Genomic DNA, 23,378 nt, shown 5'->3' with positions numbered 1-23,378 from the left:
TCAAGCATCCGAGGATCATCATGAAAGAACATCATCGCAGCCGCATTCTGGTGACCGGCGGCGCCGGATTCCTCGGCTCGCATTTGTGCGAACGACTCGTGGCGCTCGGGCATGACGTGCTGTGCGTCGATAACTTCTATACCGGGACGAAGGACAACATTGCGCACTTGCTGGACTGCGCGAACTTCGAGCTGATGCGTCACGACGTAACGTTTCCGCTCTATGTGGAAGTGGATGAAATCTACAACCTCGCGTGCCCTGCTTCGCCGATTCATTATCAATACGATCCGGTGCAGACAACGAAGACCAGCGTGCACGGTGCGATCAACATGCTCGGCCTCGCCAAGCGCGTGAAGGCGAGAATCTTCCAGGCATCGACAAGCGAAGTCTATGGCGACGCCCGCGTTCATCCACAACGGGAAGACTACTGGGGACACGTCAATCCGCTTGGACCTCGCGCGTGTTACGACGAAGGCAAGCGCTGCGCCGAAACGCTGTTCATGGATTATCGGCGGCAGCATGGTTTGTCGATCAAGGTCGCGCGGATCTTCAATACGTATGGTCCGCGCATGCATCCCGCAGATGGCCGCGTCATCTCTAACTTCATGATGCAGGCGCTAGCAGGAAAGCCGATCACCATTTACGGCGACGGCTCGCAGACGCGCTCGTTCTGTTATGTCGATGACATGATCGATGCCTTCATTCGCCTGATGAACAGCCCTGAAGATGTGACGGGACCCATGAACCTCGGCAATCCACACGAGTTGTCGATGCTCGCGATTGCGCGAAGAATAATCGAGTCGACGGGGTCGTCGTCGGAAATCGTGTTCGAGCCGTTACCCATGGACGATCCATGTCACCGGCAGCCGGACATCACGTTTGCGAAGAACACGCTTGGCTGGCAACCGGCCACTGAACTCGATGACGGACTGAAGCGAACCGCCGATTATTTCAGTCGGCTGACGAAAGAAGCTGAAGACCGTGCGAAGTTGCCCGCGCCCGTTTGACCTCGGCGGCGTGGAATTCCTTCGTAAAACGGAACACCACGCGTGCCGACCTAGCTCTTCGAAGGCAATACGCCAGCCAGCACCTGTTTTGCGGTATCGAGGATCACGCTGCCTTGTTCGGGGTCGCCCTGCAGCAAGGTCGAAGCAAACGCCTTCGCCTGCTTGACCGTGATATGCGGCGGCAGCGGCGGCACGTTCGGGTCCGTCTTCACTTCCACAAGCACCGGCAGGTCCGAAGCCAAGGCTTCATCGAATGCGGCGCCGAGACGCTCGGGATCGTCCACATAAATCCCCTTCATGCCGATCAGTTCCGCGAACTTGTGATACGGGACGTCGGGAATCTGCTGCGACGCTTCGAACTTGGGATCGCCCTCCATCACGCGCTGCTCCCACGTCACCTGATTCAGATCCTGATTGTTGAACACCACGCAGACCCACGCGGCGTCGGTCGGCTTCCGGTATTTCATCAGCGTGATCAGCTCGGCCATGTTGTTCATCTGCATCGCGCCGTCGCCGACCATCGCAACCACGGGACGATCACGATACGCAAAGCGCGCAGCGATCGCATAGGGAACCGCTGCGCCCATTGATGCAAGACCGCCTGAGAGCGAGCACATCATGCCGCTTTTCACCTGGACGTCGCGTGCGTACCAGTTCGCGCACGAACCCGAGTCACTCGTGACGATTGCGTTGTCCGGCAGACGTGATGAAAGCTCCACCGCCACGCGTTGCGGATTGACCGGCGTGGCGCTTTGCATCGCGCGGTCGTGAAGCGTCTCGTGCCAGCTCCGGTTCCATCGCGAGATGCGGTCGCGCCAGCTACCTTGCGTCTTTTGCTCGAGCAGCGGCAACAGCGCCCGCAAGGTCTCGGCCGCGTCGCCCTGCAGGTTGACCTCCATTGGGTAACGCAGGCTCAGCATGTCGCCCTTCAGGTCGATCTGGACGCCGCGCGCCTGGCCTTCCTTCGGCAGGAATTCGGCGTATGGAAAGCCCGAGCCGATCATCAATAACGTATCGCACTCGGCCATCAGCTTGTAGCTCGGCTCCGTGCCGAGCAGCCCGATGGATCCAGTGACCCAGGGCAGGTCATCAGGCAAGGCAGCCTTGCCGAGCAACGCCTTTGCAACGCCGGCACCAAGTTTGTCGGCTATCGCGATCAATTCCTCTCTTGCGTTGAGCGTGCCTGCGCCGGCAAGAATCGCGACCCGCCGCCCATCGTTGAGCACCGCAGCCGCGCGTTCGAGATCGGCGGCATAAGGCACCACCTTTGGTGCGGTCCAGCCCACGCCCGAGTGCAACGTTCCATGTGCCCGTTCCGGTTCTTCATAGGGCATTTCCTGCAAATCGTTCGGCAGGATGATCGCCGTCACACGGCGCTCGGACAACGCGATCCGTACCGCACGATCAACGAGATGGCGAACCTGCGAAGGCACCGTAGCCTGCTGCGCAAAGGAGCCGGCGACATCCTTGAACAGCGACGACAGATCCAGCTCCTGCTGATAATGGCCGCCAAGCGCGGTGCGTGCCTGCTGCCCGACAATGGCGAGCACGGGCATGTGGTCCATGCGAGCGTCGTAGAGGCCGGTAATCAGATGCGATGCACCTGGTCCCGAGGTCGCGATACACACGCCGAGTTCGCCCGTGAACTTGGCATGCGCGCATGCCATGAACGCGGCCATTTCCTCGTGCCGCGCCTGAATGAACTCGATCTGGTATGGCGCGCGGCGCATTGCACCGAATACGCCGTTGATGCCGTCGCCGGGATAACCGAACATCTTGCGCACGCCCCACGCATGAAGCCTCGCCACGATAAAGTCGCCTACTGTCTGCGCCATTGCATGCTCCTGCACGTTATCTGCGTTTATATGAAAAAGCGCGACTGCGAAGCCGCGCTTTTCCGGTCAGCCCTTCTTGCTTGTTACTGTCCCTTCGTGTCGCTGCTTGCGTCCGCGCCCGGCATGTTGGTCGTGTCCGTCGCGGACTTGCGGGCCATCTTCTTGTGCGTCTTGCCGCTCTTGGCCATCGTGCCGGATGCAGGGTCGCCGCCGCTCGTCATACCGGCGGTCGCGGCGCTATGCGCATTTCCGCCGCCTGAGCCACCGTTACCATTTCCGCCACCGGCATTACCGCCCGCACCACCGCTTTGCGCCAATGCGATTGTCGATACGACGGCGAACAAACCTGCCAGAACAATTCGCTTTCCATCTTTCATGAAGTCACTCCCGTAGTTCCGTTCGGCCGATACGTTATTGCGCCGACACGCCCTTCTTCGTTGCAAGCGCCTGCGCCATCTTGTAGTGATCCTGGATTGTCGGCAGCGCCTTTTGCGCAGCCGTTTTTAGGTCGGCGTTCTGCCCGTCGGAGATTTCCTTCTGGAATGCATCGACCGCTTGCTTGTGTCCCTCGACGCCGACCTTCGTGATGTAGGCCGTATCGAAGTCCTTGCCCTTCAGCGGCTTGAGCGAATCCAGGATCGATGTATCGGAGTTGTCCTTCGGAACCGTCACACCCTTGGGTGCCGCCATCTTCAACTGCACGGTGAGCTTCGTGTGATCCATCATCATGTGCCGCGCGAAGGACTTCACGTCCTTGTCGCTGGAATGGGTCATCGCGAGCTTGCTTGCGTCTATCTCGGTGGACGATGACATTGAAGCTGCCTGCACGAACGCCTTGTCCGTATCGGACAGCGGGTTTGCCATTGTGGTGGACGCGGCTTCCGTCTGTGCATGGACCAGCGGGGCGCTCGTGATCAGGCAGGCGGCGAGCAATGTGGAAAGAGTCGTGGTCTTCATTCAGATCTCCGTGATTCGAAATTATCGAAATTGATCAACTGCGTACGGAAGATCACAGCAACCTCCATACCCAAACGGCTCGGGCATGCTAATATTTACTGTACATCCATACAGTAAAAATGCCCGAACAACCCTGCTCCGTCGTCGCAGTCCGCGCGCTTTGCGAATTCACTGCCAAGCAAGGTGATCTCGATCTGCGCTTCACGCCATCGCCCACGGCGCAGCAGGGCATGGCCGGGCACAAGATCGTCGCCGCGCGCCGTCACGACCTTTATCAAGCTGAAATCACGCTCTCCGATACCTTCGGCGCGCTGCACGTGCGCGGTCGCGCGGACGGCTACGATCCCGTGCTCAATCAGATTGAAGAAATCAAGACGTATCGCGGGAACCTGGATGCCATCCCCGAGAATCATCGCCATCTGCATTGGGCGCAGGCGCGCATCTACGGCTGGATGTGCTGCAAGAAGATGGCATTGCGCGAGATCGGGATTGCGCTGGTTTATTTCGATATCGCCAGCGAGAAGGAAACCGTCATCACGGAAACGCAATCCGCGGAAACCTTGCGCGAGCATTTCGAGCTGCAGTGTTCGCGCTTTCTCGATTGGGCGCAGCAGGAACTCGAACACACGGCCCGGCTTAACCACGCACTCAGCGCAATGGTTTTCCCGCATGCGTCGTTTCGTACCGGACAACGCGAACTGGCAGCCTCGATCTATCGCGCCGCCGTACAAGAACGCTGTGTGATGGCGCAGGCGCCGACGGGTATCGGCAAGACCCTCGGAAGCCTGTTTCCAATGCTGAAGGCATGGCCAGCAAAGCAGATCGACAAGATCTTTTTTCTGACCGCAAAAAGCTCCGGCCGCCAGCTCGCCCTCGACGCGCTCACCACGCTGGGCCCGGAGACACCGCTGCGTGTGCTCGAACTGGTCGCACGCGACAAGGCTTGCGAGCATCCCGACAAAGCGTGCCACGGCGAGTCTTGTCCGCTTGCGCGCGGCTTTTACGATCGTCTTCCCGCAGCGCGCGAAGCGGCATTGGAAGTGACCCGGCTCGACCGCAATGCGCTGCGCACGGTCGCTCTCGACCACGCGGTGTGTCCGTATTACCTGAGCCAGGAACTCGCGCGCTGGAGCGACGTGATCGTCGGCGACTACAACTATTATTTCGATACCAGCGCCATGCTTTTCGCGCTCGCCGAGTCAAAGGAGTGGCGCGTGAGCGTGCTCGTCGACGAAGCGCACAACCTGGTGGAACGCGCCCGAGCAATGTATTCCGCAACGCTGGACGAAGCGCGTTTTCGCAGCGTTCGCCGCGCTGCCCCCGCGCCGCTCAAGCGATCATTCGATCAGATCGGCCGTGCATGGAGAACGCTCACAGGCCAGCAAACCGATGAATACGCCGTGCAGGAAACGCTGCCGGCGCGATTGCTGGAAACGCTTGCAAACATGATTGCAGTCGTCACGGAGTTCATTGGCGAACAACCGGCTGCACTCGATCGCGACACGCTGCGCTTTTACTTCGACGCCACGCATTTCGTGCGCATTGCGGAACGCTTCGACACCCATTCTCTCTTCGATATCACCCTCGCCGGCTCGCGCAATCAAAGTGTGCTTTGCTTGCGCAACCGCGTGCCCGCGCCGCATCTCAAAGCGCGTTTCGCACAGGCGCATTCGGTCGCGCTGTTCTCAGCCACGCTCTCGCCCGCACATTTTTATCGCGACATGCTCGGCCTCCCTGAAACCTGTACGAACGTCGACGTTGCGTCGCCTTTTCATGCGGATCAGTTGCAGGTGCGCGTGGTGGCAAACGTGTCCACGCGTTATCGCAATCGCGAGCAGTCCGTGCCGCAGATCGTCGAGCTGATCGCGGCGCAGTATCGGCGCATGCCCGGCAACTACCTCAGCTTTTTCAGCAGCTTCGACTATCTGGATCAGGTTGCGAGCGCGTTGCGCCACGAGTACCCGGATATCCCGGTCTGGCAACAAACCCGTTCAATGAGCGAAGCCGGTCAGCACGCCTTTCTTGCCCGCTTCACCGAAACCAGTCGCGGCGTCGGTTTCGCCGTGCTTGGCGGATCATTTGGGGAAGGTATCGATCTCGCGGGCCAACGCCTGATCGGCGCTTTTATCGCAACGCTCGGGTTGCCGCAACTCAATCCCGTCAACCAGCAAATGAAAACGCACATGGACCGGGAGTTTGGCGCAGGATACGACTACACCTACCTGTTTCCAGGCTTGCAGAAGGTGGTGCAGGCCGCCGGCCGTGTCATCCGGGGACAGCATGATCGCGGCGTGCTTTATCTGATCGATGACCGCTTCGCCCGCACCGAAGTCCGGCGATTGTTCCCCGCGTGGTGGGAAGTCGAGATCGTGCGCCACGTGAGCACCCCTCGGGCACCCGTATTGCTCTGAGTGTGTCATCCCCACACAAGGAGCCGTCATGGCCGATACAAAGAAGCAAGACGCGTTGACCATGCTCGAAGAAGAGCATCGCGCGGTTGAAAAGCTGTTCGAAGCCTTCGAACGCGCCGATGAAAACGACCTGGAGCGCAAGGCGACATTGGTTCAGCGTGCATGCGAGCTGCTGACCATGCATGCGATCGTGGAAGAAGAAATCCTCTATCCGGCCGCGAAGGATGCGCTCGGCAAGGACGACAAGGACGATGTGAATGAAGCGTACGTGGAGCACTTTCTCGTCAAGACGTTGATCGAAAAGTTCACCACCATGCAGGCCGGCGACGAAGGTTTCGACGCCACCTTCAAGGTGCTCACCGAGAGCGTAAATCATCACGTTGAAGAAGAAGAGTCGGAACTGTTTCCGGAGCTACGCAAGACCAAGCTCGACCTGAAGGCAATGGGCGAACAGATCGCAAAGCGCCATGAAGCGCTGCAGAACAAGATCACGGAAGTTGCCACTTCGCATTGAGTGTTTCAAATGTGGACAGGTGGATTTGATCGGGCCCGCAATTTTGCTAATATTCGCAAAAACTGCTGGCCCGCGTCGGTTGGTTGAGAGCACCGAGCATCACGGGCACGGCTTTCTCTGGAGGGCAAATTGTGACCCTATTCGTCTATATAAACACCGGCGGCCATCAGGACATTCGGGAAAGTGACCTGATCGAGATCGACGCAGCGGGCTTTCTCGTCGATATGGGAGCCGTGCTCGTCGATCACTGCAGCAATGCCGTCGCGGCCTCGTCGCGTCCGGCGCTGCAGCAGGTCATCCGCCGTATCAAGCCTGGCGATACCCTCGTGATTTCCCGCCTGGGATATCTCGGCAGTGGCGTCGGCGACGTGGTGTCCACGCTCACCGCGCTCGCGGCCAGGCGCGCGCGCGCCATTTGCCTCGACGCGGGCAGCAACGACCTGTGCGTTACGGGCAGCGACTCGCCCATACGCATGCTTCAACTCGCCGCCGAACTCGAACGCGACGCCAAACGCGCACGGGCGCTCGACGCCGCCGCCATCGCCAAGCAGGTTGGTGCGCCGCAAGGACGTCCTGCATCGTTGTCCGAGTCGCAGCGCAAGCAGGCGCTGAGCGCGCTCGCGGCGGGCAGCACGGTGACGGCCATCGCGCGGGTTCTGAACACGTCGCGCCAGACAATCATCCGGCTACGCGACGCGGCGTCCAGACAAGTAGGGACGCACGCCGGCGCCGCAGAATCGGACGTTTCAGCGCACGAGTCACTGGCGGTTCACGGCGAATGAAAGCGCAACTTCCGGCGTGCGCGGGATAGCGGAGTCGAGCAATATCGGTGGATTGATCTGCAAGGAGACATCGCCGATGGACCGTTTGAACACTGATATCGCTGGGCGCGTCAACGCGACCGACTGGCATCGGATAGAAGACGATTTGAACCGGTACGGCTGCGCGAGCGTCGACCAACTCCTGACCGCCGCCGAATGCGACGCGCTTTCGTCGCGCTACGCACAAGACGATTTGTACAGAAGCCGTGTGGTGATGGGCCGCCACGGATTCGGGCGCGGTGAATACAAGTATTACGGCTATCCATTGCCCGAGATGATCGGCACATTGCGCGAAACGGTTTATCCGCACCTCGTGCCGGTCGCGAACCGATGGACCGCGCTCATGGGTATCGACACGCGCTATCCGGCGGTCCACGCGGATTTTATTCGCCGATGCCACGCCGCCGGGCAAACCCGGCCCACGCCATTGATCCTTCAATACGCCGAGGGTGATTACAACTGCCTGCACCAGGATCTATACGGCGAGCACGTGTTCCCGCTGCAGATGGCGATCTTGCTGTCCGCTCCCGGGCGCGACTTTACGGGCGGCGAGTTTGTGATGACCGAGCAGCGGCCGCGCATGCAATCGCGGGCCGAAGTAGTGCCGCTGGCACAAGGCGACGCGGTGATTTTTGCCGTGCACCAGAGGCCGGTGAACGGGACACGCGGAGTCTACCGGGTGAATCTGCGGCACTGGGTCAGCCGGTTGCGCTCGGGGCATCGGCACACGGCAGGCGTGATTTTCCACGATGCAACGTGATTTACCGATGCTTGCATGCCCCGAGTCTCGTCGATCAGTGCAACTATGAGATGGAAACGTCCAGTTGTTTGCCAAGTTTGGCGAACGCTGCTTCAATTGCGTCGAGTTTGGAGGAGTGCCGCGGATCAAGTAGCCGGTCGACCTGCGGCATATGAACATCCAGCCGACGGGCCAACTCCGATTTCCTGATTCCCTGGCGGATCATTTCGTTAGCCAGCAACACTTTCGAAACCACGAGTGCCGGCAACTTGACGACGCTCTGCCCTTTCTTCGCCTTCGATGGTAGCGGAACCTCGCGTTTTTCATCGAAGTAGATCTCGATGGCGCTCTCGAGCGCGTCAAGCGCATTGAGCAAGGCTTCGTCTTCGTCGTCTCCGACGGATATTGCTTCGGGGATATCCGGGAAGGTCACGAGGTAGGTGTTATTCGTGTCCCGCTCCATTTTCACTGGATAAGAGAACATGGTCGTTTGATTCTCCAATGAGTTCGGCCCTTCATGCGAAGGCGAATGTGCTGAAGCTAGAATACAACATATATGTTGTTATCCATCCTGGTAGAACGCAACTTATGTGTTGTATTTAATGTTTTGCATGAGGACGGGGAGGCAGAAAAGGAAAACGGCCGCTGAACGGCCGCCTGAGCTATGCAAGAAAGTGGAATGTTGCCTTCAAAGCTTCGCTATAAATCCGCCCGCTGCAGGCCATACCACCCCTCAATCACTCATTCTCATCGAAGTAATGCCCGAACTTGACCTGCTTGGTCTTGATATAACGCTCGTTTTCCTCGCGCATCGGAATGGCCAGCGCCACCCGCTCGCACACCGGAATGTCATGCTTGAGCAGCGTATCGAATTTCGACGGGTTATTGCTCATCAGCCGCACTGACCGCACATCCAGCGCACGCAGGATCGCCGCAGCCGAATCGTATTCCCGTGCGTCGTCGGGAAGACCGAGCTGCAGGTTGGCATCGACCGTGTCATAGCCCTGCTCTTGCAACGCATACGCACGGATCTTGTTCGCAAGGCCGATGCCCCGGCCTTCATGACCGCGCAGATACAGCAGAATCCCGCGATTCTCAGCTGCGATATACCGCATTGCCAGATCGAGCTGTTCGCCGCAATCGCAGCGGTAGGAGCCGAATACATCGCCAGTGACACATTCGGAATGCAGCCGGCAAAGCACGGATTCGCCGTTGGCGACATCGCCCATGATCAGCGTCAAATGTTCCGCGCCAGTGCTTTTTACGCGATACACATGGGATTCGAAGATGCCGTAACGCGTGGGAATGGTGGCCTTCGCCACGAGTTCGACGCATTCTTCGTTGACAGCCTCGGCAGTGGATGCCGTTGAATCGGAAACGTTTTTCATGTTCTCTTGTACAGCATTTAAGGGCGCGGGCCGCATGCCGGAAGGTTTCTTGCCTGCCGGCTGAACCGGTAACTGTATCAATATGCGGTGTCGCCCGGTCCGACATGTTAAAACGCCGGGGAAATATTTGCAGCCTGCAACGTGCAACCGCCGGCTCCCGCCTGAAATCCGCCGGATTCGACGCGAACCAGGCATATCGAAAGAAGAACGTCTCGCTTCGATAAAAATTCCCCGGTTGGTAAAGTACATGACTACATAGACAACTCACCAGACCCATCTCCATGCCCAATCAACGTCGCCTGTCCTTTGTCCCTTCCCGCATGGCCCGCGCTGCGGGATCCATGCTGATCGCACTTGCTGCGTCCGGCGCCATGTCCGGCGCGGCTCACGCGGCGGGCAAAACGCTGGTGTTTTGCTCGGAAGGCAGCCCGGCAGGGTTCGATTCGGCGGAATACACCACCAGCACGGACTTCGATGCCGGCGCGCACGCCGTCTACGACACGCTGGTCGAATTCAAGCGTGGATCGCTCGACCTCGTCCCCGGTCTCGCGGAAAAGTGGGACGAGTCGGCCGATGCCAAGACATTTACGTTCCATCTGCGCCACGGCGTCAAGTTCCAGACCACGGACTGGTTCAAGCCCACCCGCGACTTCAACGCCGATGACGTCGTCTTCACGTTCAAGCGCATGATCGACCCGGAGAATCCATTCCAGAAGGCCCACCCGGTCAGCTTCCCGTACCTGAGCGATCTTGGTTACGACAAGAACATTGCATCGGTCGAAAAACTCGATGACTACACCGTGCGCTTCACGCTGCACACCTCCGACGTGGTCTTCGTGCGCAACATCGCGATGGAGTTCGCGTCCATTGTCTCGGCGCAGTACGCCGACCAGTTGCTCAAGGCGGGCAAGGCCGAGGACCTGAATCAGAAGCCGGTAGGGACCGGTCCGTTCGTGTTCCGCGATTATCAGAAGGACGCGACCATCCGCTATGACGCGCATCCGGACTTCTGGAACAAGAAGGACGTGCATATCTCGAAGCTGGTGTTCGCAATCACGCCGGACGCAGCCGTGCGCATGCAGAAACTTACGAGCGGCGAATGCCAGATGACGTCGTATGCACGTCCCGCCGATATCCAGAGCGCGCGCAACAATCCGAAGCTGGCAGTGCTGTCGAGCGTCGGCTTCAACGTGGCTTATGTCGGCTACAACACCACGCACAAGCCGCTCGACAACGTGCTGGTGAGGCGCGCGCTGGACATGTCCATCGATAAACAAGCGATTCTGAAGAGCGTCTATGAAGGCGCGGCGACGGTCGCCTCGAACCCGATGCCGCCGTCACAATGGTCCTATAACAAGGCGCTGAAAGACGCGCCATATGATCCCGCGAAGGCGCGTGATCTGCTAAAAGAGGCGGGTTTTCCGAATGGCTTCAGCATTTCGCTCTGGGCCATGCCAGTGCAGCGCGGCTACAACCCCAACGCACGCCTGATGGCGCAACTGATCCAGTCGGACTGGGCGAAGATTGGCGTGAAGGCGAATATCGTTTCGTATGAATGGGCCGAGTACAACAAGCGCGCGAAGCAGGCCGGCGAGCACGATGCCATCCTGTACGGCTGGATGGGCGACAACGGCGACCCGGACAACTGGCTTGGCACCACGCTCGGTTGCGATGCCGTCCACGGTAGCAACATGGCGAAGTGGTGCAACAAGCAATTCGACGATCTGCTCGGCAAAGCGCGCCTGGTTACTGATCAGAACGCTCGCACGAAGCTTTATGAAGAGGCGCAGGTCGTGTTCAAGGATCAGGTTCCTTACACACCGCTTGCACATGCCAACGCGTTCCAGCTGATGACGAAGAACGTGAAAGGTTATGAACTGAGCCCACTGGGCGGCCATCGGTTTGATGGGGTGTCGCTGGACTGATCGCTTCGAGGGTGCGGCGGCGGACACATATAAGTCCGCCGCCTGTCATCAAGCCGGCTGCTCGAAACTCCCCGGGCTCTTGTCCGTCGCGCTCCATTGCGGCGTGCGCGTCTTGTCCGCCTTCTGCAGGCCTGCCTTCAGGCCCTCCAGATCAAAGTCCTTCGTGTAGACCGGCGTGCCCGGCTGCTGGCGCCAGGAATTGTCGAGACCGCCGTTATCGAAGGCATCGAAGCCTAGTTCGTTGACCAGTTGCAGGACGACCGCCTTGGCGTCGGCACTGTCGCCCGATACCGGCAACGCAATGCGCCCCTGCGTGCCTTCCGGCTTGCCGTGATTGCGCAAATGGGCTGCGTAGATATTGTTGAAAGCCTTGATAACCGGATGCCCGATCTGCTGCGCGACCCACTCGCTCTCGAGCATGCCTGACTCGATTCCATCGATCCGGCCATCGCGCTCACGCGGATAATAATTTCCTGTATCGATGAACACCGTCGTGTCAGGTACGTCCGCGAGTAATCCTGCTGGCAGATCCAGCACCTTCTTTTCCGGGATCGTCACTACGATCACGTCTGCACCGTGCACGACATCGGCCAGTTCAGCGGGTCTTGCGCCGGTTTCAGCCGCGACATCGGCCAACGTATCCGGCCCGCGCGAATTGCCGATCAGCACCTCGTGACCATGCTCGACCCAACGCAGCGCCAGCACCTGACCAATATTTCCCGCACCAATGATGCCAATCTTCATACACCCTCCGTTCGTTTAAAGGCCCATGCCATAAGGCGCGCAACGCCTATGCCTGAAACCGCCGGACGCGCTAGAATGCCCGCCGCGGCGAGGCTGATAGGCAATCAACATCGGCCTCATTGAATCATTCGATTTTGCTAATCGAGGGCAAACCCGCATACTTCATTCCATTCCTTAACCACTTCAACACAAGGACTTACGCAATGCCGATCATCAACAGCCAGGTCAAACCGTTCAAGGCAACTGCCTACCACAATGGCGATTTCGTGCCGGTTACCGACGAAAGCCTGAAAGGCAAGTGGTCCGTCCTGGTGTTCTACCCGGCTGACTTCACGTTCGTTTGCCCGACGGAACTCGGCGATCTGGCCGACCGTTACGCTGAATTCAAGAAGCTCGGCGTGGAAATCTACGGCGTGTCGACCGACACCCACTTCACGCACAAGGCATGGCACGACACGTCGGACACGATCGGCAAGATCGAGTACCCGATGATCGCCGATCCGACGCTGACGATCTCGCGCAACTTCGACGTGCTGATCGAAGAAGAAGGCATGGCTCTGCGCGGCACGTTCGTGATCAACCCGGAAGGCGAGATCAAGCTGTGCGAAATCCATGACAACGGCATTGGCCGTGACGCTGGCGAGTTGCTGCGCAAGGTCCAGGCGGCGCAATACATTGCGTCGCATCCGGGTGAAGTCTGCCCCGCCAAGTGGACGCCGGGCGCAGAAACGCTGACGCCGTCGCTCGACCTGATCGGCAAGATCTAAGCGGCTTCAAGCTCAAGAAATAGTTGTATTGCGCTGTATTGTCCGGGCCGTTCGCGGCCCGGATGTCTGTCAGCACGTCTCCCGAACAAAAATCATCTTTAAACGGACTCGAAACCGCCATGCTGGAAGCCAACCTCAAGACTCAGTTGAAAGCGTATCTGGAAAAGGTCAGCCGGCCGATCGAGATCGTCGCTTCCCTCGATGACTCCCCGAAGTCGGTCGAATTGAAAGACCTGCTCCAGGAAATCGCCACGCTGTCGGACCGCATTGCGGTGATCGAAACGCGTGACGACGACCAGCGCAAGCCGTCGTTTTCCATCGGCGAACCGGGCAAGCCTACGGGCATCCGCTTCGCAGGCATTCCGATGGGCCATGAATTCACCTCGCTCGTGCTGGCGCTGCTGCAAACCGGCGGCCACCCGGTCAAGCTCGACGACGCCGTGATCGAACAGATCCGCTCGCTCGACGGCGACTATCAGTTTGAAACGTATATCTCGTTGTCATGCCAGAACTGCCCGGAAGTCGTGCAGGCGCTGAACGTGATGGCGCTCATCAACCCGCGCATTCGCCAGGTCACCATCGACGGCGCGTTGTTCCAGGACGAAGTCGAGAAGCGCCAGATCATGGCCGTGCCGACCGTCTACATGAATGGCGAAGTGTTCGGCCAGGGCCGCACCGGCGTGAAGGAAATCCTCGCCAAGCTCGACAGCAACGCTGGCGCGCGGGCTGCAAAGGAAATCGAAGGTAAAGGCACGTTCGACGTTCTGATCGTCGGCGGCGGACCTGCCGGCGCGGCTGCCGCAATCTACGCGGCGCGCAAGGGCATCTCGACAGGCGTTGCGGCCGAACGCTTCGGCGGCCAGGTGCTGGATACGCTCGCCATCGAAAATTTTGTCTCGGTGAAAGAGACGGAAGGACCGCAGTTCGCGACGGCGCTGGAACAGCACGTCAAGAGCTACGAGGTGGACATCATGGACGTGCAGCGTGCCGAAGCGCTCGTGCCGGGCACGATCCACGAAGTGCGCCTCGCCAACGGCGCAGTGCTGAAAGCGAAGACGATCGTGCTGGCAACCGGTGCCCGGTGGCGCGAAATCAACGTGCCGGGTGAGAAGGAATATCGTAATCACGGCGTGGCCTATTGCCCGCATTGCGACGGTCCTCTCTTCAAGGGCAAGCGCGTAGCGGTGATCGGCGGCGGTAATTCCGGCGTGGAAGCGGCGATCGATCTGGCGGGTATTGTCAGCGCCGTGACGCTGATCGAATTCGGCGCAGAGTTGCGGGCCGATGCCGTCCTGCAGCGCAAGCTTCGCAGCATGAAGAACGTGACGATCATCACGCAAGCGCAGACCACGGAAGTCACCGGCGACGGCAAGAAGGTCAACGGTCTTTCGTACAAGGATCTGCGTTCGGGTGAAGCGAAGCACATCGAGCTGGAAGGTGTGTTCGTGCAGATCGGCCTCGTGCCGAATACCGAATGGCTCAAGGGCACGGTCGAGCTGTCGCGCCACGGTGAAATCGTGGTCGATGCGAAGGGCGCAACGTCGGTGCCGGGTGTGTTTGCTGCCGGCGACGTCACCACCGTGCCGTACAAGCAGATCGTGATTGCGGTGGGCGAAGGCGCAAAGGCGTCGCTGAGCGCATTCGATTATTTGATCCGCAATTCGGTATCGGAAGAAGTTGAAGTTGGCGCGGAAGAAGCAGTCGCTTGAATTTAATTTTCTTGCCGGCGGGAATTTAATCCGCTAGCAACACGCTCGAAAGGAACGCCCGATAATCGCGATGCAATCGATTATCGGGCGTTTTGTTTTATCCGTTTTAATCATCTGATGAAAAGCTAAAGTTTTCTTTTTGCTTGCCGTTGATATCGGGAGCTGACAACCATCTTCCTCGAGGTCAACCGTCATGGGAATCCTGGATCACACCTTTTCCACCTTTTTTCGCGGCGGCGCGCGTTCAAATCCCGCTGTAACGCAAAGACTCGAACGCACACTCGAGCGGGAAAGCGCGTTACGCCGCGAACTGGCGCAATTGAAAACCCGGGTCTCGGCAAGCGCGCCCGAGCTTCAGGTCAAAATGGATCTCATGCAATTCGATGTCTCGCAGGAGAAAGCGGCGGTGGCGAGCCTGACCGCGGCGTTGATGCAGGCGCAGGAAGATCTGGAGCTGGAAAAAGCGAACCGGTCGGCCGCAATTCATTTGCTCAAGAAACACGGGGTGGTGGATGGCGTCGCGTATTCGAGTTTTACGCGCGAAGAACGCGTCGAATTGATTGCATCGGCGATGGATGAGGTCGTCGGCAGCGAGACCACCATTCGATGGAAAGCACGCTCGCCGGCGAGCGCGAGATCGGGTTCGGGGAGAGGGGCGAAGTGAAGTGCGGGGGTGTTGAAAGCGCGCCTCCAACCCCTCCTTTCCGATATGTTTAGCTCGTATTGATATTTAAGATCTGCATATGCCGATGTTAGCCTTCAAGGCAATCGGCAGGCGTCATGAAGCGTTTCTTCGCGCACTGCCTCACAGTATGATTCAACGAGGAGCAGCGTTCGTGAGCGTCGAATTCATCGGCATGATCCAGCAGCAGAAGGTCTCGGAAACACACTTGGCGCGTGGCCCGGCTTTCGATATCGGCTACACGCGCGACTTTGCCCAGGCGCACGAAAAAGCCGGCTTCGACCGCATTCTCGTGCCCTATCAATCCACAAGCCCCGACGCCATGCTGACCGTCGCCTACGCGGCCGGCGTCACGGAGCGCATCCATTTCATGCTCGCGCACCGGCCGGGTTTCGTCGCGCCGACGCTCGCCGCACGGCAACTCGCCACGCTCGACCAGTTGAGCGGCGGGCGGCTCGCGGTCCACTTCATTTCGGGTGGCAGCGATATTGAACAACGCCGCGACGGCGATTTTCTTTCGCACGATGAACGCTACGCACGCACCGACGAATATCTGCAAATCCTGCGCCGCGTGTGGACCGAATCGAAACCGTTCGATCATGAAGGCCGCTATTACCGCTTCGAACAAGCATTCTCCGAAGTCAAGCCAAGGCAGGCGCCTTACGTGCCGATCTACTTCGGCGGTGCATCGGCGCCGGCGCTTGAAGTCGCGGGCAAGCACGCAGACGTCTATGCGCTGTGGGGCGAATCGAAGGATCAGGTTCAAGAACAGGTGACGCGGGTTCGCGCGGAAGCAGCCAAACACGGACGCAACGTGCGCTTCTCGGTTTCGTTCCGGCCGATTCTCGCGGCCACTGAAAAGGCCGCGTGGGAACGTGCGGAACATATCCTCGCCGAGACACGGCGGCTGCGTGCCGAACAAGGCCTGGGCGAAGCGACGCCTCAGCAAAGCGAAGGCGCACGGCGCCTGCTTGCGGCAGCGGGCGACGGCGTGCGTGCCGATGACCGGCTCTGGACCGGCGTGGCAAAGGAGATCGGCGGACGGTCGAATTCAACGGCGCTCGTGGGCACGCCTTCGCAAGTCGCCGAGACACTGGCCGAGTATCACGCTCTCGGCGTCACCACCTTCCTCATTCGCGGCTTCGATCCGCTTGAAGACGCCCTCGACTACGGCCGCGAACTGATTCCGCTCACGCGCGAACTGACATCGCGTGTTGCGCACGCAGCTTGAGGCGTCCCCGCTTCCGGCTACATCACCCGTATTCGAACCTCCCGAAGGAACGACTTCATTCATGAGCGACACCCCCCTGCGCAGTTTCGACGACGTGCGCGACGCCCTGCTGTCCAAACGCGAAATCGCCTTTCTCGATGTACGCGAAGAAGATCCGCACGCACAGCGTCATCCGCTCTTTGCGGCCAACCTGCCGCTGTCGAAAATCGAACTCGATGCGCTGACCAAGCTGCCGCGCAAGAGCGTGCCGATCGTTCTTCTCGATGACGGCGAAGGTCTCGCGCAACGCGCAGCAAACCGTTTTGAAGCGCTCGGGTTTTCCGAAGTTTCCGTTTTCGATGGCGGCCTGAAAGGTTGGGAACGCGCAGGCGGCGAAGTATTCCGCGACGTCAACGTGCCAAGCAAGGCATTCGGCGAATTCGTGGAAGCGAAGCAGCATACGCCGGCGTTATCGGCGGAAGCAGTCGATGCGTTGCTGAAAAGCGGCGAGGAGGTGGTCGTGCTCGACGCGCGCCGCTACGACGAATACCAGACGATGAACATTCCCGGCAGCATCAGCGTGCCGGGCGCCGAACTGGTGTTGCGCGCCCGCGCGCTTGCGCCCGATCCGAATACACGCGTGATCGTGAATTGCGCGGGGCGTACGCGCAGCATCATCGGCACGCAGTCGCTCGTGAACGCGGGACTGCCGAACCCGGTATCGGCTCTGCGCAATGGCACGATCGGCTGGTTGCTTGCAGGGCAGACGCTCGCACATGGAAGCGCCAATCAGTTCGCTATCGATGATGGCCGCGCCGACGATGCATCGCGCAAATCTGCACGCTCGGTGGCAGATCGCGCAGGCGTGAAGCGCACGACTTTTGCGGTCGCTCAAAGCTGGGCGGAAGATCCGACACGCACGACGTATCGCTTCGATGTGCGCACGCCCGCCGAATACGAGCATGCGCATGCTGCAGGTTTTCAGGGCGCGCCGGGCGGCCAACTCGTGCAGGAAACCGACATGTTCGCACCGGTTCGCGGCGCGCGCATCGTGCTCTTCGATGACGACGGCGTACGCGCCAACATGACGGCATCGTGGCTCGCGCAGATGAACAACGACGTTCATGTCATCGACGATTCAAGCAACGCTGCGCTAACTGAACGGGGTCCGTGGCGCGGCGCGAAGGCACAACCTTCGCCGCTTCCAACGATCACAGCAAAAGACCTCGCTGCGGTGCTCGACGAGTCAGCGAGCCGGACGATCGTGCTCGACTTCACGGCAAGCGCCAATCATGTGAAGGGGCATATCCCCGGCGCATGGTGGGCCGTCCGCTCGCGCCTGCCTGAGGACCTGCCCGCATTACCCGACGCGAAGCAATATGTGGTCACGTGCGCGTCGAGCGCGCTGGCCGCGTTTGCCGGACCCGATGTCGCGGCGCTGACCGGCAAGCCCGTGTTGTTGCTCGAAGGCGGTACAGCGTCGTGGATTGCGGCCGGCTTGCCGCTCGAAAAAGGCGAGACGCATCTGGCGTCACCCCGTATCGACAGATACAGGCGGCCTTATGAAGGCACCGACGCGCCACATGATGCAATGAACGCGTACCTCGAATGGGAATACGGTCTCGTCGCACAGTTGGAGCGCGACGGCACGCACGGCTTTTTCGTGATCTAACGCCAGCGGAATGACGCGTGCGGGCCGAGCGCGCTTCATTCCAATCTCGACGATTAGCAAAGCAGAACAATGCGTTTGTCTAATGTCGCGGCGGTCCGTATCGTGAATCTTTTCTTTTGCATGGATGATTCATGAAACGACGCAGTCTCCTGTCGATCGCCGCGCTGACTGCATTCACGGCGCTCTGGCCGCTTGCATCGAATGCTGAAACTGTTTTGAAAGTCGGCGACCAGCAGTTGCAAACGCGCGGCATCCTGGAAGCATCGGGTCAGTTGAAAGACGTCCCGTACAAGATCGAGTGGTTCAACTTTCCCGCTGCCCAGCCACTGGGTGAGGCTTTGAACGCAGGCGCAATCGATGTAGGCGGCCTCGGCGATGCCCCCTTGATCTTCGCCTACGCCGCAGGCGCGCGCGTTCGTGCAGTGGCCGCTACCCGGTCGACGCCCGTCGATCTTGCGATCCTCGTGCCGGAAGGGTCGTCCATCAAAAGCGCGGCCGACCTGAAGGGCAAGCGCATCGCGACCACGCGCGGTTCGATCGGCCATTATCTTGTTGTTGCGACGCTCGAACGCGCGGGCATCAGGCTCTCCGATGTCACCCTCCAATACATGCAACCCGCCGATGCGAAGTCGGCGCTGGAATCGGGCAACGTCGATGCGTGGTCCACATGGGACCCTTACGTTGCGCTCGGCGAATTGCGTGACAAGAATCGCAGCGTGGCGAACGGCGTGGGTCTGTCATCGGGGCTGAGTTTTCAGGCTGCAACCGATGCATCGCTCGCAACCAAACGGGCACAGATCGATGACTTCGTGCATCGCGTGGCAGAAGGTCAGCGCTGGGCGCTGACGCATCCGGACGAAGTCGCGGCGATCCAGTCGCGTGTCACGCACCTGCCTGTCGATGTCCTCAAGGTCGTGTACCAGCGCGCGCAGTTGAAGCCCATCTCCATCGATAAAGCCGTGATCGCCGAACAGCAGCGCACTGCTGACGTGTACGTCCGCGCGGGCGTGATCAAGACGACGCTCGATGTCACCCCGAGCTTCGATCCTCAATTCACCGCGCACTAACGGATTTCCCATGACCGTACGGCACCCGGACACCCACCTTCAAGATCCAGCCGCGCTGGACGCCCTCGCCGACCTCGACAGCGCCGCCGCCGATAAATGGCTTGCCTTGCTCACGCAGGAATTCGCGGCAACGGCCGGCACGCTCGATCACGATGCGATCTTCCCGCACGACAACCTCGCGCGCCTTCGAAGCGCGGGGCTGCTTGCGTTGACCGTACCGCGTGCACTCGGTGGCCGCGAAGCAACGCTGCCGCAAGTACGCAAGGTGGTCCACGCCGTGGCGCGTGGCGAGCCGTCGACTGCGCTGATCCTGGTCATGCAATCGCTTTACCATCTGCGTTTGCAGGCCAATCCGAACTGGCCTCAGGCACTGAAGCAGCAGGTTGCGCGCGACGCCGTTGAAAACGGCGCGCTCATCAATTCGCTGCGCGTTGAACCGGAACTTGGTTCGCCATCGCGTGGCGGCTTGCCGGGAACCATCGGACGCCTGAATGAATCCGGCGATGCGTGGATCCTCAACGGCAGCAAGATCTATTCAACAGGAAGTCCGGGCCTGACATGGTTCGCCGTATGGGGCCGCACCGACGAACCCGCTCCGCGCGTCGGCACGTTCCTCGTGCATCGCGATACGCCGGGGATTCGTTTCGGCGAGCCGTGGAATCATCTCGGCATGCGCGCGACCGGCAGCCATGAAGTGATCTTCGAAAACGTGCGAGTTCCCGCAGCGCAGGCCGTCGATCTGAATCTGCCCGAGGCCAATGTCGCCGGCATGGATCCGCTCACTACGCTATGGATGAACGTGTTGCTTCCATCCATCTATGACGCCGTTGCCCGCTCCGCGCGCGACTGGTTTGCGCATTGGGCTGCAGATCGCACGCCGGCCAACCTCGGCGCGCCGTTGTCGAGTCTTGGCAGCTTCCAGCAGACGCTGGGACGCATCGACGCGTTGCTGCTCAACAATCGCGTGCTGCTCGATGCCGGCGCGCAAGGCCGCGTGCCGCTGCAAGAAGCGCCTGCCATCAAATTTCTCGTCACGCAAAACGCCATCAACGCAGTCGAGATTGCCGTGGAGGCCAGCGGCAATCCGGGTTTGAGCCGCAACAACGCGCTTGAACGGCATCATCGCGACGTGCTTTGCTCGCGCATTCATACGCCACAAAACGACGCACTGCTGGGCGCCCTCGGCCGTGCCGCATTCGCCACGCTTCCAAAATTTCTTGAGGAAACACCATCATGAGCGTTGAATTCATCGGCTATGTCAGCCATCAGGAATCGAGCGAGATTCACTTGCCGCAAGGTCCCGCTGTCAATCCGCCGTACATCGCGGCGGTTGCCCAGGCGCATGAGTATGGCGGCTTCGATCGCGTGCTGATCGCGCATTCGAGCGCATCGCCCGATGGCTTCCAGATTGCATCGTTCGTGGCGCAGCAGACCAGGCGCCTTGGAATCCTGCTCGCACATCGGCCGGGCTTTGTTGCGCCGACGCTGGCGGCGCGCCAGCTTGCCACGCTCGATCATTTCAGTGCGGGACGTACCGCGGTGCATATCATTTCCGGCGGCGACGACACGGAACAACAACGCGACGGCGATTTCCTCGAACATGACGACCGCTATAAACGCACCGATGAATACCTTGATGTCGTCAAGCAATCGTGGACCAGCGAAAAGCCCTTCGACCACGACGGCGAGTTCTACAAAGTACGTGGACATCGCTCGTTGATTCGCCCGGTGCAGAAGCCGCATTTGCCGGTGTATTTCGGCGGATCGTCGGACGCGGCCATTCAGGTCGCGGGCAAACATGCCGATGTCTTTGCGCTCTGGGGCGAATCGCTTGCGCAGGTCGCGGAGACCATCGAACGCGTGCGCGCAGCGGCCCGGCCTTATGGACGCGAGCATGCAATCCGGTTCAGCTTGTCGCTGCGGCCGATCATCGCTGCTACGGAAGATGCCGCGTGGGCACGCGCGGAATCGATTCTCGAGCGGGCGAAGCAAGTGGTGACCAGCAACCCCAATTTCACGCGCCGTCCGAGCGAGCCGAAGAACGTCGGTTCGCAACGTCTGCTCGCTGAAGCGGCGAAAGGCAGCGTTGTGGACAAGCGGTTGTGGACGGGCATTGCTGCGCTGACGAAGGCTGCGGGCAATTCGACTTCGCTGGTGGGTACGCCGGAGCAAGTGACGGAAGCGTTGATCGAGTATTACCGGCTCGGGATTTCGACGTTCCTGATTCGCGGCTTCGATCCGCTTGAAGATGCACTCGCTTATGGACGTGACCTGCTGCCGGTCGTGCACGCAGCTGTGGCGAAGGAAGATAGCAAGAGCCGGGCAAGGGAACTTGAAACGGCTCAGGGCTGAACGAACTCCGGCAATGCGAAAGCGGTGACATCGGGCAAGCACGTTGTTATCGCACCTTCGCGAGATGGTCCACGACGTTGATCTTCTGCGGCAGCGCGCCAGTCGGCCGCTTTCTGCCGGTTTCAATTAAAGGGTTTGTTACCGACGCCAATGCAGACCATTGCGTCACATAAGCACGTATGTCGCACCACAGAAAAAACCTGTCCATCGTCTTGGCTTTTTTGTCACGGCATCGGACTAGCGGTAGTCGATATAAACGGCTTCAACTCTGGATTCGTGACTGCGAGCATTGCGAGCAAGCCCGCACCTAACCGGCGTGCAAATTCATCGTTTAACGCGTGTGCATGCTCTCCTAAAAAAACCGGTGTCAGCAGCGCGGTCGCGGTGACCGCCGCAACTGCGCCAGTCGATACGCTATGAATGTTGATCGCGTCGGTATCTCGCGAATAGGTCAACACAAGTGAGCGTTGTTTTGTGTTTTGTGCCATTAATATCCTCGGCAAATTTAGTAATTGGCGAAAGCGTGTTGCTTGCACTTCAAGGCTTCTGCAGCAACGCTGCGGCTTTGCTTGCCACCGTGCCTCTAAAGCCCAACCGCTAAGCCCCTTCCACCCCCCTCCCCACCGCCATCTCCACAAACAGCCGCCCCATCGGCGACAACACCCCGACCCTCCTCGTCACGATCCCAAAGGTCTGCGACCTCGACTTGAAATCTATCGGCACGGCCCGCAGCATCCGATGCTTGCAAAAAAGCCTCGCCACGCCGGCCGGCAACACCGAAACCAGATCCGCACTGCATTGCAACAGCGCAACCGTCACAAACGTCGATGCCGTCGAAATCGCACTCATCGGCACTTGCGCGCCCGCAAGGTCCATCTCTCGTGCAAGCATGGCCTGCATCGGCATGGAGCTCGGATAAGTCACCCATCGGTGCCCCGCAAGATCCGCAAAACTCAGCTCATGGGGGGGAAACGGCGGGTGGTCGTAACCCACCACCACCGACAACGGCTCGTCCCCCAGCGGCTGATAGTGATACTTCGACGGCTCATCACTGACAATCGACCGACCGACCACGAGATCCAGACGGCCTTCGTCGAGCATCGACAACATGCGCGCACTTGTGTCTTCGACGATTTCTATCGATAACCCCGGGTTGCTCTCCTGCAAACCATTCAGGATCGGCACGACGAGATCCGGCATGGTGAGCTTGTTGGGCTGGTCGAAGGTCATCTTGAAGGTATGCGGATCGACGACCGAGAACTGCTCGGGCTTGGTCATCGATCCCGCACCCATCTGCACCGTCGCAAACCCGCCCACCGTCACCGCCCGGTCAAAGGACCATTTCACGTCATCGGCCGTGACGGGGCTGCCGTCATGGAAGGTCGCATCCTTGCGGAGGTGGAAGATGATGGTCTTGCCGCCGTCCTGGATGTCCCAGCTCTCCGCCAGCTCCGGCTTCATGACAGTCACGTCATAGCCGAGCGCGCCATTCTCCATGACCTTTGTGCCATGGCTGACGAGCCGGTCATAAACGTTCCAGGCAACGAAGCGGCTGTAGTCATTGGCGACCGGCACCAT

Annotated in this window: 22 protein-coding genes; 14 read left to right on the top strand and 8 right to left on the bottom strand. The window is 59.8% G+C overall.

Annotated features, from left to right (window positions below):
* The first annotated feature begins 20 nt into the window (after positions 1 to 20).
* On the top strand, positions 21 to 1,007 hold the full coding sequence (locus ACFFAR_RS00940) for an NAD-dependent epimerase/dehydratase family protein (protein ID WP_174364125.1): 987 nt from the start codon (positions 21 to 23) through the stop codon (positions 1,005 to 1,007).
* 50 nt (positions 1,008 to 1,057) lie between these two features.
* Here ACFFAR_RS00940 and ACFFAR_RS00935 read toward each other — a convergent pair whose 3' ends face one another.
* From ACFFAR_RS00935 to ACFFAR_RS00925, 3 genes are all read right to left on the bottom strand, one after another.
* The gene (locus ACFFAR_RS00935; protein WP_174364126.1) at positions 1,058 to 2,842 is read right to left on the bottom strand and encodes a thiamine pyrophosphate-requiring protein; all 1,785 of its coding nucleotides are present in this window, start codon (positions 2,840 to 2,842) and stop codon (positions 1,058 to 1,060) included.
* An 83-nt stretch (positions 2,843 to 2,925) separates the two neighbouring features.
* Positions 2,926 to 3,219 (bottom strand): hypothetical protein, encoded by a 294-nt coding sequence (locus ACFFAR_RS00930; protein WP_062172488.1) that lies wholly within the window; start codon positions 3,217 to 3,219, stop codon positions 2,926 to 2,928.
* 34 nt (positions 3,220 to 3,253) lie between these two features.
* Positions 3,254 to 3,799, bottom strand: coding sequence for a DUF4142 domain-containing protein (locus ACFFAR_RS00925; RefSeq protein WP_082771526.1), 546 nt, complete (start codon positions 3,797 to 3,799; stop codon positions 3,254 to 3,256).
* Positions 3,800 to 3,918: 119 nt separating this feature from the next.
* On the opposite strand from ACFFAR_RS00925, the gene ACFFAR_RS00920 reads away from it, so the two are divergent.
* The 4 genes from ACFFAR_RS00920 (at position 3,919) to ACFFAR_RS00905 (ending at position 8,305) form a co-directional block, all read left to right on the top strand.
* On the top strand, positions 3,919 to 6,210 hold the full coding sequence (locus ACFFAR_RS00920) for an ATP-dependent DNA helicase (protein WP_375507404.1): 2,292 nt from the start codon (positions 3,919 to 3,921) through the stop codon (positions 6,208 to 6,210).
* 28 nt (positions 6,211 to 6,238) lie between these two features.
* Entirely contained in the window at positions 6,239 to 6,724 is a 486-nt protein-coding gene (locus ACFFAR_RS00915; protein ID WP_256927536.1) for a hemerythrin domain-containing protein, read from the top strand.
* Positions 6,725 to 6,855: 131 nt separating this feature from the next.
* Entirely contained in the window at positions 6,856 to 7,506 is a 651-nt protein-coding gene (locus ACFFAR_RS00910) for a recombinase family protein (protein ID WP_375507403.1), read from the top strand.
* A 76-nt stretch (positions 7,507 to 7,582) separates the two neighbouring features.
* Positions 7,583 to 8,305 (top strand): 2OG-Fe(II) oxygenase, encoded by a 723-nt coding sequence (locus ACFFAR_RS00905; protein ID WP_174363753.1) that lies wholly within the window; start codon positions 7,583 to 7,585, stop codon positions 8,303 to 8,305.
* 43 nt (positions 8,306 to 8,348) lie between these two features.
* On the opposite strand, the gene ACFFAR_RS00900 is transcribed toward ACFFAR_RS00905, so the two are convergent.
* Together ACFFAR_RS00900 and ribA are read right to left on the bottom strand one after the other, a co-directional pair.
* Positions 8,349 to 8,768 (bottom strand): type II toxin-antitoxin system HicB family antitoxin, encoded by a 420-nt coding sequence (locus ACFFAR_RS00900; protein WP_174363754.1) that lies wholly within the window; start codon positions 8,766 to 8,768, stop codon positions 8,349 to 8,351.
* Between the two features lie 253 nt (positions 8,769 to 9,021).
* Entirely contained in the window at positions 9,022 to 9,672 is a 651-nt protein-coding gene (gene ribA, locus ACFFAR_RS00895) for a GTP cyclohydrolase II (RefSeq protein WP_174363755.1), read from the bottom strand.
* A gap of 320 nt (positions 9,673 to 9,992) precedes the next feature.
* Between ribA and ACFFAR_RS00890 the strand changes: the two genes are divergently transcribed.
* Positions 9,993 to 11,597, top strand: coding sequence for an ABC transporter substrate-binding protein (locus ACFFAR_RS00890; protein WP_174363758.1), 1,605 nt, complete (start codon positions 9,993 to 9,995; stop codon positions 11,595 to 11,597).
* A gap of 48 nt (positions 11,598 to 11,645) precedes the next feature.
* Here ACFFAR_RS00890 and ACFFAR_RS00885 read toward each other — a convergent pair whose 3' ends face one another.
* The gene (locus tag ACFFAR_RS00885) at positions 11,646 to 12,341 is read right to left on the bottom strand and encodes an NADPH-dependent F420 reductase (RefSeq protein ID WP_375507402.1); all 696 of its coding nucleotides are present in this window, start codon (positions 12,339 to 12,341) and stop codon (positions 11,646 to 11,648) included.
* Positions 12,342 to 12,544: 203 nt separating this feature from the next.
* Here ACFFAR_RS00885 and ahpC point away from each other — a divergent pair, with 203 nt between their 5' ends.
* The 8 genes from ahpC (at position 12,545) to ACFFAR_RS00845 (ending at position 21,800) form a co-directional block, all read left to right on the top strand.
* Positions 12,545 to 13,108: an alkyl hydroperoxide reductase subunit C gene (ahpC, locus tag ACFFAR_RS00880; protein WP_062002770.1), complete on the top strand. Its 564-nt coding sequence runs from the start codon at positions 12,545 to 12,547 to the stop codon at positions 13,106 to 13,108.
* Between the two features lie 119 nt (positions 13,109 to 13,227).
* A complete protein-coding gene (gene ahpF / locus ACFFAR_RS00875) occupies positions 13,228 to 14,817 on the top strand; it encodes an alkyl hydroperoxide reductase subunit F (protein ID WP_062002769.1) in 1,590 nt (529 codons plus the stop codon).
* Between the two features lie 193 nt (positions 14,818 to 15,010).
* On the top strand, positions 15,011 to 15,481 hold the full coding sequence (locus ACFFAR_RS00870; protein WP_174362948.1) for a hypothetical protein: 471 nt from the start codon (positions 15,011 to 15,013) through the stop codon (positions 15,479 to 15,481).
* 172 nt (positions 15,482 to 15,653) lie between these two features.
* Positions 15,654 to 16,730 carry an LLM class flavin-dependent oxidoreductase gene (locus tag ACFFAR_RS00865; RefSeq protein WP_174362947.1) on the top strand — a complete coding sequence of 359 codons (1,077 nt, stop codon included), beginning with the start codon at positions 15,654 to 15,656 and terminating at the stop codon, positions 16,728 to 16,730.
* 61 nt (positions 16,731 to 16,791) lie between these two features.
* Complete coding sequence (locus ACFFAR_RS00860; RefSeq protein WP_174362946.1) at positions 16,792 to 18,381, top strand: rhodanese-like domain-containing protein; 1,590 nt, start codon at positions 16,792 to 16,794, stop codon at positions 18,379 to 18,381.
* Positions 18,382 to 18,512: 131 nt separating this feature from the next.
* Positions 18,513 to 19,448 carry an aliphatic sulfonate ABC transporter substrate-binding protein gene (locus tag ACFFAR_RS00855; RefSeq protein ID WP_174362945.1) on the top strand — a complete coding sequence of 312 codons (936 nt, stop codon included), beginning with the start codon at positions 18,513 to 18,515 and terminating at the stop codon, positions 19,446 to 19,448.
* A 10-nt stretch (positions 19,449 to 19,458) separates the two neighbouring features.
* Complete coding sequence (locus ACFFAR_RS00850) at positions 19,459 to 20,685, top strand: acyl-CoA dehydrogenase family protein (RefSeq protein ID WP_174362944.1); 1,227 nt, start codon at positions 19,459 to 19,461, stop codon at positions 20,683 to 20,685.
* Complete coding sequence (locus ACFFAR_RS00845; RefSeq protein WP_062172469.1) at positions 20,682 to 21,800, top strand: LLM class flavin-dependent oxidoreductase; 1,119 nt, start codon at positions 20,682 to 20,684, stop codon at positions 21,798 to 21,800. Before ACFFAR_RS00850 ends, ACFFAR_RS00845 begins: the two co-directional genes overlap by 4 nt.
* Positions 21,801 to 22,024: 224 nt before the next feature.
* Here ACFFAR_RS00845 and ACFFAR_RS00840 read toward each other — a convergent pair whose 3' ends face one another.
* Both ACFFAR_RS00840 and ACFFAR_RS00835 read right to left on the bottom strand, forming a co-directional pair.
* Positions 22,025 to 22,288, bottom strand: a complete 264-nt coding sequence (locus tag ACFFAR_RS00840; protein WP_086380613.1) for a hypothetical protein — start codon at positions 22,286 to 22,288, stop codon at positions 22,025 to 22,027.
* A gap of 109 nt (positions 22,289 to 22,397) precedes the next feature.
* Positions 22,398 to 23,378 (bottom strand): LysR substrate-binding domain-containing protein (locus ACFFAR_RS00835; RefSeq protein ID WP_375507401.1); only part of this gene is annotated, 981 nt, incomplete at its 5' end.

Source organism: uncultured Caballeronia sp. (genome assembly GCF_964243625.1).
Classification (GTDB): domain Bacteria; phylum Pseudomonadota; class Gammaproteobacteria; order Burkholderiales; family Burkholderiaceae; genus Caballeronia.
The sequence above is the reverse complement of the archived record's forward strand: the minus strand, read 5'-3'. Positions and strand labels throughout refer to the sequence as shown.